Source organism: Amycolatopsis sp. CFH S0740 (genome assembly GCF_004522315.1).
Taxonomy (GTDB): Bacteria; Actinomycetota; Actinomycetes; order Mycobacteriales; family Pseudonocardiaceae; genus Amycolatopsis; species Amycolatopsis nivea.
The window spans coordinates 133,906-148,338 of record NZ_SDLS01000005.1 but is presented as its reverse complement, the minus strand read 5'-3'; the positions used below and the strand labels follow the sequence as shown (position 1 = coordinate 148,338).

At 71.7% G+C, this 14,433-nt stretch carries 5 protein-coding genes; 2 read left to right on the top strand and 3 right to left on the bottom strand.

Annotation, left to right across the window (positions count from 1 at the left end; genetic code table 11):
• Window positions 1-343 precede the first annotated feature (343 nt).
• Together EIZ45_RS11100 and EIZ45_RS11095 are read left to right on the top strand one after the other, a co-directional pair.
• On the top strand, window positions 344-1,054 hold the full coding sequence (locus EIZ45_RS11100; RefSeq protein WP_134667378.1) for a helix-turn-helix domain-containing protein: 711 nt from the start codon (window positions 344-346) through the stop codon (window positions 1,052-1,054).
• Window positions 1,055-1,191: 137 nt separating this feature from the next.
• Window positions 1,192-1,821 carry a ScbR family autoregulator-binding transcription factor gene (locus EIZ45_RS11095; protein ID WP_134667379.1) on the top strand — a complete coding sequence of 210 codons (630 nt, stop codon included), beginning with the start codon at window positions 1,192-1,194 and terminating at the stop codon, window positions 1,819-1,821.
• Window positions 1,822-2,169: 348 nt separating this feature from the next.
• Here EIZ45_RS11095 and EIZ45_RS11090 read toward each other — a convergent pair whose 3' ends face one another.
• The 3 genes from EIZ45_RS11090 to EIZ45_RS11080 all read right to left on the bottom strand — a co-directional run bounded on the left by EIZ45_RS11090 (window position 2,170) and on the right by EIZ45_RS11080 (window position 14,400).
• Window positions 2,170-2,997 carry an ABC transporter permease gene (locus EIZ45_RS11090; protein WP_134667380.1) on the bottom strand — a complete coding sequence of 276 codons (828 nt, stop codon included), beginning with the start codon at window positions 2,995-2,997 and terminating at the stop codon, window positions 2,170-2,172.
• Entirely contained in the window at window positions 2,997-3,920 is a 924-nt protein-coding gene (locus EIZ45_RS11085; RefSeq protein WP_134667381.1) for an ATP-binding cassette domain-containing protein, read from the bottom strand. The genes EIZ45_RS11090 and EIZ45_RS11085 overlap by 1 nt, the downstream gene beginning before the upstream one ends.
• 112 nt (window positions 3,921-4,032) lie before the next feature.
• Entirely contained in the window at window positions 4,033-14,400 is a 10,368-nt protein-coding gene (locus tag EIZ45_RS11080) for a type I polyketide synthase (protein ID WP_134667382.1), read from the bottom strand.
• Window positions 14,401-14,433 lie beyond the last annotated feature (33 nt).

The following is a 14,433-nucleotide window of genomic DNA, read 5'->3' as shown; positions in this document are numbered from 1 at the left end:
AGAGGCCCCCCAATACGGCTTCGGCGGAGTCAGGATTAATTGTGTAAGGCTTGCACAGTTTAGCGGACCCCGGATGATCGGGAAACCCCAGGCCCCGGCAACAGGGCCTCGGAGCAGCTCAGACGGCGCCGCCGGACAGGGCGCGAAGCAGTTGCGGCGGGTCCGGATTCCCGCCGATGCCGGACCAGGTCAGCGCGCTGGCCGTCGCGAAACAGGGGTGCGCCGTTCAGCCTCGGCGGCGCTCCCGGCCCCGGATCGATTGGTCTCGCTCACGTTGGCTCGCCCCCAGGCCAGATCGGTGTAAGACTTGCACAGTTTACTGAAAGACGTCCCGGAGCGAAAGATGCCGATCGAGCCCGACCCCCGCGCCCTGCCCCCAGGTCTGTCCCCGGCATGGCAAGGCGGCCCGCGTCCCCGTCGCGGGCCGAAGCCGTCGCACACCGTCGAGGCGGTGGTGGCGGCCGCCGTCGAACTGGCCGACACCGAGGGCCTGGCCGCGGCGTCGCTGCCGAACATCGCGTCCGCGCTCGGGCTGACGACCAACGCGCTGTACCGCTACGTGAGCTCGAAAGACGAACTGCTGATCCTGCTGGCCGAGACCGGATTCGGCCCGCCCCCGGAACCCGCCGCGGGCCCGGAGTGGCGCTCCGCGGTCCGGGCCTGGGCGGACGCGGCCGCCAAACGGTACGCCGCCCGACCCTGGCTGCTGGACGTCCGCGAGAGCCTGACCCCGCACCGCCTCCGCTGGACCGAACAGCTCCTGGACATTTTCACCGGGGCCGGTTTGTCCACTGTGGACGCACTGGGGTGCGCGGAGCTGGTTTCGGCGGTCGTCCGGGCCACCGCGGACCGCCGCCGGACGGCGGCCGACCCGGATTCCCCCGAATCCGCCGAATACTCCGCCGAAGTACGAGCTTTCCTGCAACCGCGACTGTCCGAAGGCGGCTATCCGCACCTGGCCGAACTGGCCGAATCCCGCGGCTGGCCCGCCGCCGCGCCCGAAGACTTCGCGCTGGAACGAGTCCTGGACGGAATCGCCGCCCTGTTCCCCTGAGCGGAGCCCCCCTGCTCCCCCGCTGAAACCATACCAACCGAGCGGTTTTTAGTGGCTTTCCGGGCCGCCGGGACGTAGACTGTCCTTCTGGGCGGGGGTCTGCTGTGGACCGAGCCGCCAAAGCGAGAGGGGCCGCCGTGGCTCGCCAAGAGCGTGCGGAGCAGACACGGAACGCGATCCTCGAGGCGGCCGCCTCGCGGTTCGACGCCGTCGGCTTCCTCGGCGCGAGCCTGTCGGAGATCCTGGCCGAAGCGGGCGTCACGAAGGGTGCGCTGTACTTCCACTTCAAGTCGAAGGAAGACCTGGCCGACGCGCTGATCGAGGAGCAGTTCACGGTGTGGGAGCCGCTCGCGGCGATCGAACGCCCGGGGCTGCAGACGGTCATCGACCTGACCCAGGGGATGGCGGCCAGCCTGCAGTCCGACGTGCGGGTCCGGGCGAGCGTCCGGCTGGTCATCGAGCAGGGTTCGTTCATCGCGCCGGCGGGTGCGGCGTACAAGCGGTGGATCGACACGATCCACGGCTGCCTGCTCGCGGCGAAGGCGGCGGGCGATGTGCGCAAGGAGATCAACGCGTACGACCTCGCGGTGTACGTGCAGGCGTCGTTCACCGGGATCCAGCTGAGTTCCCAGGTGCTGACCGGCCGCAACGACCTGCTCGAGCGCACGGCGTACATGTGGACGTTGATCCTGAACTCGGTGGTCCCGCCGCGGCGGCTGCACCGGTTCGATCCGCGCGGGGCGGAGCAGGAGACGTCCGGGGTCTGAGGCTTCGGAAAATGGGCGGCCCGGTGGTGCGGGGCCGCCCTTTTTGGTGCGGCGCACTGTGATCAGCAACGAAACCGACCGGCCTGTTTTACTGGGAAAACCGGGGAGTCGGTTTAGTACGCTGCCGGGGGTGTCAGGCCGGGCGGCTGCTCGCTGCACATCTCCGACGGCGAACTCGACGCCGACCGCTTCACCCGCCTTTACGAGCTAGGCCGGTCCCGGGTTGCCGCCGTGCGGAAGCTGCCCCACAGCAACCTGGGCGGTCTGACGCAGCCCGCGTCTCGGGTTCAAGAAAAAGGCGGCCCGTGCTCGGGGGCACGGGCCGCCTTCGCCACCGCGGCGAGGGGGTCAGCCGCGGGCGCGCTGGTGGAACTTCCGGATCGCGAGGTACGCGCCGACCGCGGTGAGGACGACCGACCAGGCGAACGCCAGCCACACCGTCGAGGCCACCGCGGTGCCGTTCATCAGGCCGCGGACGGCGTCGATGACCACGGTTATCGGCTGGTTGTCGACGACGGCCCGCAGCACCGACGGCATCGACCCGGTGGGGACGAGCGCGCTGGTGGCGTACGGGACGAACACGAAGATCATGCCGAGGCCGCCCGCTCCCTCGACGGTCTTGGCGATCGACCCCACCAGTGTGGCGAGCCAGAACACGCCGGCGGCGAACAGCACCAGCAGTCCGGTCGCGGCGAGCCAGCCGAGCACGCCGCCCGCCGGGCGGAATCCGATGGCCAAGCCGACCACGACCATCACCACGAGCGAAAGCATGCTGCGCAGCACACCGGAGACGACGTGGCCGACAAGCACGGCCGAGCCCGCCATCGGCATCGAGCGGAACCGCTCGACCAGGCCTTGGGTCAGGTCCGCGGCCACGCCGACCACGGTGGTCGTCGAGTTGAAGCCGATGCTGACAACCACCAGGCCGGGCACGAGGTAGTCGACGTAGGCCATGCCGGGCAGGTTGATCGCGCCGCCGAACATGAAGCGGAACAGCAGCAGCAGCACGATCGGCAGCGAGAACGCCTGGATCAGCATCTCCGGGTTGCGGACGATGTGCTTGACGTTGCGCGCGACCAGCACCCGGCAATCGGACAGGGCGAGCGCGAACGACGAGCGGCTCGGGGAGCCGGGGATGTGCGTCCCCTCGATCTCCCTGGACAGGGTCTGGGTCATCAGTTCGCTCCCGCGGTTCCGGTGAGGGTGTGGAAAACGTCGTCGAGGGTCGGCTCGGAGAGCTCCAGTCCGGTGGTTTCGAGGCCCGCGTCGTCGATCCGGTTGAGCACCTGCCGGACCTGGGCGGGCTGGTCGATCGCGACGCTGACCGTCTCGCCGGTCAGCACCCCGCCGGCGACGTCGTGCGCGCGCGCCGCGTCGGCGGCGGTGGCGAAGGTGAGCTTCAACCGCTCGGTGCCCACCTTGCGCTTGAGCTCGGCGGCGGTGCCTTCGGCGACGACGCGACCCTTGTCGAGCACCGCGATCCGGTCGGCGAGCTGGTCGGCCTCCTCGAGGTACTGCGTGGTGAGCAGGATCGTGGTGCCTCCGTTGAGCAACTCGCGGATCGCGTCCCACATCGCCGAGCGGCTGCGCGGGTCGAGGCCGGTGGTCGGCTCGTCGAGGAAGAGCACCGGCGGCGACGTGATCAGGCTGATCGCCAGGTCGAGCCTGCGCCGCATGCCGCCGGAGTAGGTCTTGACCTGGCGGCCCGCGGCCTCCACGAGGTCGAACTGCGCGAGCAGTTCGGTGGCCCGCTCTTTCGCCCGCGCGGCGGGCAGGTGGAACAGCCGCGCCATCATCTCCAGGTTCTCGCGGCCGGTGAGCAGTTCGTCGACCGCGGTGTCCTGTCCGGTCAGGCCGATCTGCTCGCGCACCGTCCGCTTGGACCCGGCGAGGTCGTGCCCGTTGACGGTCACGGTGCCGCCGTCGGCGTCCAGGAGGGTGCTGAGGATCCGCACCGTCGTGGTCTTCCCGGCGCCGTTGGGGCCGAGCAGCGCGAACATCGTGCCGCGCCGCACGCTCAGGTCGACGCTTTCCAGCACTTTCACGTCGCCGTAGGACTTGCGCAGCGCCCGTGCTTCGATTGCGTAGCCGGTGACCATGGGGTTACCTCTCCTCGTTCGGGTCTTGTCAGTGGGCCACACCCGGCAGGGCCGGACAACAGTGGCCGGGGCCTGCCGGGTTAGGGGTTCCCGCCCCTCGCGCCCGGTGCGCTCAGTCGTCGCCGGCGCCGATCGCCATGCTGATCAGCGCGTCCGTGTCGAGGTCGTCGATCGACGCCTCCTCCACGGCTTCCGGCTCCTCGGCGCGGTCTTCGGCAAGGCGCACGCCGGCCAGCTCCAGCAGCCCGTCCAGCAATCCGGCCGCGCGCAGCTTCTCCAGCGGGATTCCCGCCAGCGCCTCCCGGACTCCTTGCTCCGTAACGGTTTCTTCGGCGGGTGCTTCTTCGGCAGGAGCCAGTTCGCCGACGAGGAACTCGGAAAGGATCCGCGGCGTCGGGTAGTCGAAGATCAGGCTGACCGGCAGCTTCAGCCCGGTGACGAGGCTGAGCTTGTTGCGGAACCCGGTGGCGGACAACGAATCGAAGCCGACCTCGTTGAACGAACGGTCCGCTTCCACCGCCTCCGGACCGGCGTGGCCCAGCAGCGCCGCGGCGTGCGTGCGCACCAGGTTCAGCACCAGCGGGACGCGCTTGTTCGCCGCCAGGCCAGCCAGTTTCTTGGCCAGCGACTCGGTGTCCTCCGCCGTGTCCTGCGCCGCGCGGCGGCCGGGCGTGCCTGCCAGACCGCGCAGCACGGCCGGGAGGTCGTCGCCGCCGGACGACGCCAGCACCCGCGTGTCCAGTGCGATCGGCACCAGTTGCGCCTCCGCCGCGCCGACCGTCGCGTCCAGCAGCCGCAGACCGTCCTCAGTGGACAGTGCGGTGATGCCGGTCTCGCCGATGCGGTGCGTGTCCGCGTCTTCCAGCGCCGCGCCCATGCCGTCGCTCCACAGGCCCCATGCCAGCGAGGTGCCGGTGAGGCCCTCGGTGCGCCGGCGGGCGGCCAGTGCGTCCAGGAACGCGTTGGCCGCGGCGTAGCTGCCCTGCCCCGGTGCGCCGAGGACCCCGGCGGCCGACGAGAACAGCACGAACGCGGTGAGGTCCAGCTCGCGGGTCAGCTCGTGCAACGCCTCCGCCGCGTCGACCTTCGGGCGCAGGACCTTGTCGAGTCGTTCCGGCGTAAGGGAAGTCAGCACCCCGTCGTCCAGGACGCCGGCCGCGTGCACCACCGCCCGCAGCGGCGCGTCGGCCGGGATTCCGGCCAGCAGCGCCGCCAGCGCGTCCCGGTCGGCCACGTCGCAGGCGGCGAACGTGGCCTCGGCGCCGAGACCGGACAGTTCGTCCCGCAGTTCGGCCGCGCCCGGTGCGTCCGCACCGCGACGGCTGACCAGCAGCAGGTTCCGCACGCCGTGTTCGGTCGCCAGGTGCCGTGCCACGGCCGTGCCGAGCGCGCCGGTGGCTCCGGTGACGAGCACGGTGCCCTCGGCGTCCCATACCGGGGCCGCCGCCGCGTCGGCCGCCCGGACCAGGCGCGGCACCAGCACCGCGCCCGCTCGCAACGCCACCTGCGGCTCGTCGGAGGCCGACACCGCAGCCAGCGTCCGGCCGGCCGGGGTGCCCGCGCCGAGGTCTGCCAGCGTGATCCGGCCGGGGTGTTCGGCCTGTGCCGAGCGCACCAGGCCCGCGACCGCGGCGCCGGCCGGGTCGGGGTTCTCCCCCTCTTCGGCGGCCACCGCGCCCCGGGTCGCCACGATCAGCGAACCGGTGGACCCGGCGAGCCAGTCCTGCAGCAGGCCGAGCACGCGGTGCAGTTCGGCGTGGACGTCGTCGGTGCCGCCTGCAGGAAGCACGACCAGTCCGCTCGCCTCGGCGACCGTCCCGGCTGCCTTGGCGCCCAGCGCTTCGGTAAGGCCGAAGGCGTCCGGGCCGAGCACAGTCCAGTCGGTGACCTCGGCGACGGCGTCGAGGTCGGCCTGTTCCCAGGCAACGCGGAACAGCGCGTCACCACCGCCAGTCGGTGCCGCCTGCGGTACGGCCGACATCGGGCGCAGCAGCAGGGATTCCACCGATGCGACCGGAGCCCCGGCACCGTCGGCGACGTCGAGCGAGACCGCGCCCGAGCCGACCGGGCGGACGTGGACCCGCAGGGTCGTCGCCCCGACGGCGTGCAACCGGACGCCTTCCCAGGCGAACGGCAGCGCCGGTTCGTCCCCGGCCGCGCCGGAGACACCGATGGTGTGCAGTGCGGCGTCGAGGACGGCGGGGTGGATGCCGTAACGGTCCACATCGGACACCGAGGCCGGGAGCTGGATCTCGGCGAACGCTTCGCCGTCGCGCTTCCAGGCCGCGACGAGCCCGCGGAACGCCGGACCGTAGGCGAGCCCGTCGGCGGCCAGCTCTTCGTAGGTGCCCTCCAGCCGGACCTCCTCGGCGCCGGCGGGCGGCCACTCGGCCAGATCGAACTTCCCGGCCTTGCCCGCCTTGGCGAGCTTGCCGATCGCGTGCCGCGTCCAGGCGGCGCTGTCGCCTTCCGGCCGGGAGTGCACGCTGAACGTCCGGCTGCCGCTGCCGTCGGGCGCGCCGAGGGCGAACTGCACGCGGACGCCGGAGCGCTCGGGGACGACCAGCGGGTACTCCAGGGTCAGTTCCTCCAAGCGCGGGCAGCCCGCCTCGTCGCCCGCCCGGATCGCCATTTCGACGAAACCGGTGCCGGGGAACAGGATCGAGCCGCCGACGACGTGGTCAGCCAGCCACGGGTGTGTGCCCACCGAAAGCCGTCCGCTGAACAGCAGCCCGTCGGCGTCGGCGAGTTCCAGTGCCGTCCCGAGCAGCGGGTGGTCTTCCTCGCCGACGGCACCAGAAGTGCTCTCCAGCCAGAAGCGCTGGCGCTGGAACGGATACGTCGGCACCGGCACCGGGCGGGCGCCGGTCGGCTCGTAGATCGCGGACCAGTCGACGTCGATGCCGCTGACGTGCAGCTGCGCGACACCGGTCAGCGCGGCCACCGCCTCGTCGTTCTCCTTGTGCAGCAGCGAAGCCAGCGCCTCAGGCTGCTCGTCGAAGCAACCCGCGGCCATCGCGGCGAGCGTGGTGTCCGGGCCCAGCTCCAGGAACCGGGTCACGCCGTCCGCGGCGGCCCGAGTGACCGCGTCGCGGAACTGCACCCCTGCGCGGACCTGGTTCACCCAGTACTCCGGCGAGGTCAGGTCCGCCGGACCGCCGGTGACCGTCGAGATGACCGGGATCCGCGGGTCCGCATAGGACAGTCCTTCCGCGACAGTGCGGAACCCGCCGAGCATCGGGTCCATCAGTCGCGAGTGGAACGCGTGCGAGACACGGAGCTTCTTGGTGCGCTCGAACTTCGCCGCCACCGCGGCAACCGCTTCTTCAGCGCCGGAGATCACGACCGAGGTCGGACCGTTCACCGCGGCAATGTCCACAGTGTCCCCTGCGGCTTCGCGAACCGCTTCGGGAGTTCCGTCGATCGCCACCATCGCACCGCCGGTCGGCAACGCCTGCATCAAAGCACCGCGAGCGACCACCAGCTTCGCCGCGTCTTCGAGGGAAAGCACGCCAGCGCAGTGAGCTGCCGCGATCTCGCCGATCGAATGCCCGGCAAGCACGTCCGGTTTGACGCCCCACGCGCGGACCAGGCGGAACAGCGCGACTTCCAGAGCGAACAGCGCGGGCTGGGTATAGCGGGTCTCGTCGAGGCCGTCCCCGCTGTCGATGATCGGCCGGATGGGGCGGTCCAGGTGCCGGTCGACCGCGGCGCAGGCTTCGTCGTACGCGGCGGCGAACGCCGGGTACTGCTCGGCGAGCCGCGCCCCCATCTTCGCGCGCTGCGAACCCTGACCCGCGAACAGGAACGCGGTGCGCCCGCCCGCGCTGGCGGTCCCGCTGACGACCCCGCGCGCCTCTTCTTCGTCGACCAGCGCCGCGAGACCGCGCACGAACTGCGGCGACCGGCTGCCGATCAGCACCGCCCGGCGGTCGAACGCGCCGCGCGTGGTGGCCAGCGAGACGCCGATGTCGGCGAGGCTGCCTTCCGGCTCTTCGTCCACATAGGACATCAGTTGCTCGGCCTGTGCCCGCAACGCCGCGGCGCCGCGACCGGAGACCGGCCATGCGACCGGGCCGTCGTACTCCGGACCAGTCGAGGCGGTGACCTCGCGCCGGTCGCCTTCCTCCAGGATCACGTGCGCGTTGGTGCCGCTCACGCCGAAGGAGGAGACGCCCGCCCGGCGGGTGTGGCCGTTGGGCAGCCACTTCACCGGCTCGGCCAGCACCCGCACCGCGCCCGAGGACCAGTCGATCTCGCTCGACGGTTTGCCCACGTTCAGCGTCGCGGGGAGTTCGCCGTGCCGCATCGCTTCGATCATCTTGATCACGCCAGCGGCGCCCGCGGCGGCCTGAGTGTGCCCGATGTTCGACTTCACCGATCCGATCCACAAGGGACGGTCCGCCGAGGTCTGCGTGCCGTAAGTGGCCAGCAGCGCCTGGACTTCGATCGGGTCGCCCAGCTTGGTGCCTGTGCCGTGCGCTTCGACGGCGTCCACATCGGACGGTTCCAGTCCGGCGTCGGCCAGCGCCGCGCGGATCACCCGCTGCTGCGCGGGACCGTTCGGCGCGGTCAGGCCGTTCGAGGTGCCGTCCTGGTTCACCGCGCTGCCCTTGAGGACCGCGAGCACCGGGTGCCCGTTGGCGCGGGCGTCGGAGAGACGCTCCAGGACCAGGACGCCGACGCCTTCGGACCAGGTCGTGCCGTCGGCGTCGTCGGAGAACACCTTGCACCGGCCGTCGGGGGCCAGTCCCTTTTGGCGGCTGAACTCCACGAAGGTTTCCGGAGTCGCCATCACCGTGACGCCGCCGGCCAGCGCGAGCGTGCAATCCCCGCCGCGCAGCGCCTGCGCCGCCATGTGCATCGCGACCAGCGACGACGAGCACGCCGTGTCCACCGAGACGGCCGGGCCCTCGAGGCCGAGGGAGTAGGACACCCGGCCAGTGACGATCGATCCAGCGCTGCTCGCACCCGCGTAGTCGTGGTACTGGACGCCCGCGTACACCCCGGTCGGGCTGCCCTTGAGCGAAACCGGGTCGATCCCGGACCGCTCCAGCGCCTCCCACGAGGCTTCGAGCAGCAGCCGCTGCTGCGGGTCGATCATCGGCGCTTCCTTCGGCGAGACGCCGAAGAACGTCGGGTCGAAATCACCCGCGTCGTAGACGAACCCTCCGCGTGCGACATACGTCGTGCCGGGGCGGCGGCCGGTCGGGTCGAGCAGACCGTCGACGTCCCAGCCGCGGTCGGCCGGGAAGTCGCCGATCGCTTCGCGGCCCTCGGCGACCAGTTCCCACAGCTGTTCCGGCGAGGTGACCCCGCCGGGCAGGCGGCAGGCCATGCCGACGATCGCGATCGGCTCGTCCGAGTTGTCCTTAGTGGACACTGTGCTGATCTCGACCGCCGTGCCGGCCAGTTCGGCCAGCAGGTGCGCGGCCAGCGAGGTCGGCGTCGGGTAGTCGAAGATCAGGGTCGCGGGCAGCCGCTGCCCGGTGGCCGCGGTGAGGCCGTTGCGCAGCTCGATCGCGGTCAGCGAGTCGAAGCCGAGCGACGAGAACTGCGCCGACGACTCGATTTCGTGCGCGCCGCTGTACCCGAGCACGGTCGCGGCGTGTCCGCGCACCAGTTCCAGCACGGCGTCGCGGCGGTCTTCTTCCGGCAAGCCCAGCAGCCGTCCGGCGAAAGAGTCCACTGAGGACCCGGCTGCGGCGGCGACCCGGCGCGCGGTGCGGCCGACGAGCTGTTCCAGCGTGCGCGGGAGCCGGTCGAGTTTGCGCAGCACCGGAAGGTCGAGCTTGGCCGGGACGGCGGTCGGTTTGCGGACCGCGAGCGCGCGGTCGAACAGCGCCAGACCGTCCGCAGTGGACAGTGGCACGATGCCGCTGGCCGCGAGCCGCTGCACCTCCTCTTCGGTGAGCGTGCCGCCCATGCCGCCGACCTCGCCCCACAGGCCCCAGTCGAGCGACAGACCCGGCAGGCCGTGCGCGACGCGGTGCGACGCGAGGGCGTCCAGGTACGCGTTGGCCGCGGCGTAGCTGCCCTGGCCGGGCGCACCGAGCACGCCGGAGACCGACGAGAACAGCACGAACGCGGACAGCGCGGTCTCGCGGGTGAGTTCGTGCAGGTTCAGCGCGCCGTCGACCTTCGGGGCGAGCACCGCGTCGACCCGCTCCGGGGTGAGCGCGGTGACCACACCGTCGTCGAGAACGCCAGCGGCGTGCACGACCGCGGTGAGCGGGTTCTCCTCGGGCAGCGACGCCAGCACGCCGGCCAGCGCCTCGCGGTCGGCGACGTCGCAGCGTTCCAGCCGGACGTCGACCTCGCTTTCGCGCAGTTCGGCGGCCAACTGGTCGAGCGCGGGCGTGATCCGGCGGCTGAGCAGCAGCAGCCTGCGCACCCCGTGCTCGGCGACCAGGTGCCGGGCGAGCTTTCCGCCGAGCGCGCCGGACGCGCCGGTGACCAGCACGGTGCCGTGCGGGCAGAAGTACGGCCGGTCCAGTTCCGGCGTCGTGCGGACCAGCCGGGGCACGAGGACCGTGCCGAGCCGGACCGCCGCCTGCGTTTCGCCCGAGGCCAGCACCTGCGGCAACACCGCTTCCGGCGTGGTTTCGGCGTCGAGGTCGAGCAGGACGAAGGCGTCCGGGTTCTCCTCCTGCGCGGAGCGGACCAGGCCCCAGACCGCCGAGGCGGCGAGGTCGGTGACGTCTCCGGCGGCCGGGACCGCGCCGCGGGTGACCACCACGAGCCTGGCTTGCTCGGAGTGTTCCTCGGCCAGCCAGGTCTGGAGAGCGGCCAGGACGCGGTGGGTGAGTTCGTGCGTCTCGGCGGCAGTGCCGGATTCGCCGACGCACTCCAGGACCTGCACGTCGGCAGTGTCCACAGTGGATTCGGTTTCGGCCGACCGCTGCCATTCGATCCGGTACAGCGGAGCGGTCTGCTCGGCGACCGGCGCGGTGAAGGCGCGGAAGACCGTCTCGGCGACCGTCGCGACCGGCGCGCCAGTCGGGTCGGCGAGGACGATCTCGTAGCCGTCCTCGGTGGTCGGCTTGAACCGCACGCGCAGCGCGGACGCACCGGTGGCGTGCAGTTCGACGCCGGTCCAGCAGAACGGAACCAGGCCGACGCCGCCGTCCCCGCCGCCCGCGACACGCAGGGCGTGGGTGCACGCGTCGAGCGCGGCCGGGTGCAGGCCGAAGCGGTCAGCGTCGCTGTCCTCCGGCAGCGCGACTTCAGCGAAGATCTCGCCGTCGCGTTGCCACACTGCCTGCAGGGAACGGAAAAGCGGGCCGTAGGTCAGGCCGGTGTCGGCGAAGTCGTCGTACACGCCGTCGATCCCGACCGGCTCGGCACCGGCGGGCGGCCACTCGGCCAGCTCCACCCCGCCGCGGTACGACGGTGGCGTGACCGTGCCGCTCGCGTGCAGCGTCCACGGCTCGCCGTCGGCACCTTCCGCGCGCGAGTGGACCGTCACGGAGCGGACGCCGTGCTCCCCTGCCGCGCCGACGGTCACCTGGACCTGCACGCCACCGCGTTCCGGCACCACCAGCGGGCTGCTGAGCGTGAGTTCTTCGATCCGGCCGCTGCCGACCTGGTCGCCCGCGCGGACCACCAGCTCCAGGAACGCCGTGCCGGGCACGGTGATGACCTCGCCGAGCCGGTGCTCAGCCAGCCACGCGTGCGTCTCCGCCGAAAGCCGCCCGGTGAGCACCACGCCGTCGGTGTCGGCGAGGGAGACGGCGGCGCCGAGCAGCGGGTGCCCGGCCGAAGCGAGTCCGGCCGCAGTCACCTCGTCGCGGTTGGCGCGGGCGTCGATCCAGTAGCGCTTGCGCTGGAAGGCATACGGCGGCAGGTCGACGCGCTGGGCGCCGCGGCCGGCGAAGACCGCGGACCAGTCCGGGACGAGCCCGCTGACGAACAGTTCGGCGAGCGCCGTGAGCGCTGCCTGCGGCTCCGGCCGGTCCTTGCGCAGCACCGGCACGACCACCGCGTCGAAGCTCTGCCGGGCGAGCGCGGAAAGCACGCCGTCCGGCCCGACCTCGACGAAGCGGGAAACGCCCTGTGCGCTCAGCGCGGTCAGCCCGTCGTGGAACCGGACCGCGGCGCGGACGTGCGAGACCCAGTACTCCGGCGTGGCGATCTCGGCCCCGGCGAGCGCGCCGGAAACGTTGGAGATCACCGGGATTTCGGGCCGCGAGTAGGTGAGCGTGCGGGCGACGGCGGCGAACTCCGCCAGCATCGGCTCCATCAGCGGCGAGTGGAACGCGTGCGACACCTTGAGCTTCGAGGACTTGCGGCCCTCGAACTTCGCCACCACCGCGGCGACCGCGTCTTCGGTGCCGGAAAGCACCACCGAGTCCGGGCCGTTGATCGCGGCGATGCTGACGTCGTCGGTCAGCTGCGGGGCGACCTCGTCCTCGGTCGCCTGCAGGGCGACCATCGCGCCACCGGTCGGCAAGGCCTGCATGAGCTTCGCCCGGGCCGCGACGAGAGCGCAGGCGTCGGTCAGCGACAGCACCCCCGCGACGTGCGCGGCGGCCAGCTCGCCAACCGAGTGGCCGAGCAGGAAGTCGGGCTTGATGCCCCACGACGACAGCAACCGGAACAGCGCCACCTCGATCGCGAACAGCGCGGGCTGGGTGTAGCCAGTCTGGTTGATCAGCCGCGGGTTCTCGAAGACGACTGTCTTCAGTGGACGGTCGAGGTGCGGGTCGATCGCGGCGAAGACCTCGTCCAGTGCCTCGGCGAACACCGGGAACGCGGCGGCCAGCTCGGCGCCCATGCGTGCGCGCTGAGCGCCCTGACCGGAGAAGAGGAACGCTGTGAGCCCCTCGACGGCGGTGCCGGTGACCAGCGCGGGCGATGTCGAGCCGTCAGCAAGGGCGGCGACCCCGGCCTTCCCGTCGAGCACGACGGCACGGTGGCTGAGCGGCGACCGGGACGTCGCCAGTGAGAAACCGAGGTCGAGCGGGGTCGCACCGTCCACAACGGACAGCAGCTGAGCCGCCTGCGCCTTAAGCGCCGCGGCACCGTGCCCGGCGAGCGGCCACGGGACCGGGACGCCTTCCGGCCAGCTCGGCGTCGCTTCTTCCGCTTCAACGGCGGGAGCTTCTTCGACGATCACGTGTGCGTTGGTGCCACTGACGCCGAACGACGACACACCCGCGCGCCGTGGGCGTTCCCCAGCCGCCCACGGACGCTCCTCTGTCAGCAGTTCGACCGCGCCGGAGGTCCAATCGACCTCTGTGGACGGTTCGGTGACATGGAGCGTGCGAGGCAGCAGGCCGTTGCGCATTGCCTGCACCATCTTGATCACCCCGCCGACACCGGCCGCACCCTGCGCGTGGCCGATGTTCGACTTGATCGAACCGAGCCACAGCGGACGGTCCCGGTCCTGGCCGTAGGTGGCCAGCAAGGCTTGCGCCTCAATGGGATCGCCGAGGGTGGTGCCGGTGCCGTGGCCTTCGACAGCGTCCACATCGGACGCCGAGAGTCGCGCGTTCGCCAGCGCCTGCCGGATCACCCGCTGCTGCGAAGGACCGTTCGGTGCGGTGAGCCCATTCGACGCACCGTCGGAGTTCACCGCGGAACCGCGCACAACCGCGAGGACCGGGTGGCCGTTGCGACGCGCGTCGGAAAGCCGTTCCAGCAACAGGGTTCCCGCGCCCTCAGCCCAACCGGTGCCGTCTGCGCTGTCGGAGAACGCCTTGCACCGGCCGTCCGCGGCGAGCCCGCGCTGACGGCTGAACGCCAGGAACGGGCCCGGCCGCGACATCACCATCACGCCGCCGGCCAGCGCCAGCGAGCAGTCGCGCTGCCGCAGCGCCTGCACGGCGAGGTGCAGGGCGACCAGCGACGACGAGCACGCCGTGTCGACCGTGAGCGCCGGTCCTTCCAGCCCGAGCGCGTAGGCGACCCGGCCGGAAATGACCGACGCGGCGTTGCCGGTGCTCAGGTAGTCCGCGACCTCGCCCGCGAGCACGGACGGCGGCAGCTCGTCGTAGTAGTCCTGGTCGCCGCTGCCGACGAAGACCCCCACCTGCTGTTTGGCGAGCGAGTGCGGCGCGATGCCGGCCCGCTCGAACGTCTCCCACGCCAGCTCCAGCACGATCCGCTGCTGCGGGTCCATGGCCAGCGCCTCGCGCGGGGAGACGCCGAAGAACGGCGCGTCGAACTCGCCGACGTCGTGGACGAAGCCGCCCTCGGAGACGTAGCTCGTGCCCGGGCTGTCGGGGTCGGCGTCGAACAGCGTGTCGAGGTTCCAGCCGCGGTCGGACGGGAACGCGCCGATCGCGTCCCGGCCGCCGGCCACCAGCTCCCAGAGGTCCTCCGGCGAGCGCACGTCGCCCGGGTACCGGCAGCCCATCGCCACGATCGCGATCGGCTCGGCCTCCGCCGCCTCGACCGCGCGAAGCCGCTCACGCGTCTCCTGCAGGTTGGCGGTCACCCGCTTCAGGTAGTCGACCAGCTTGCTTTCGTCAGTCATCGCCAGAATCCTCTTGTCGCTGGGTGGGTGCGC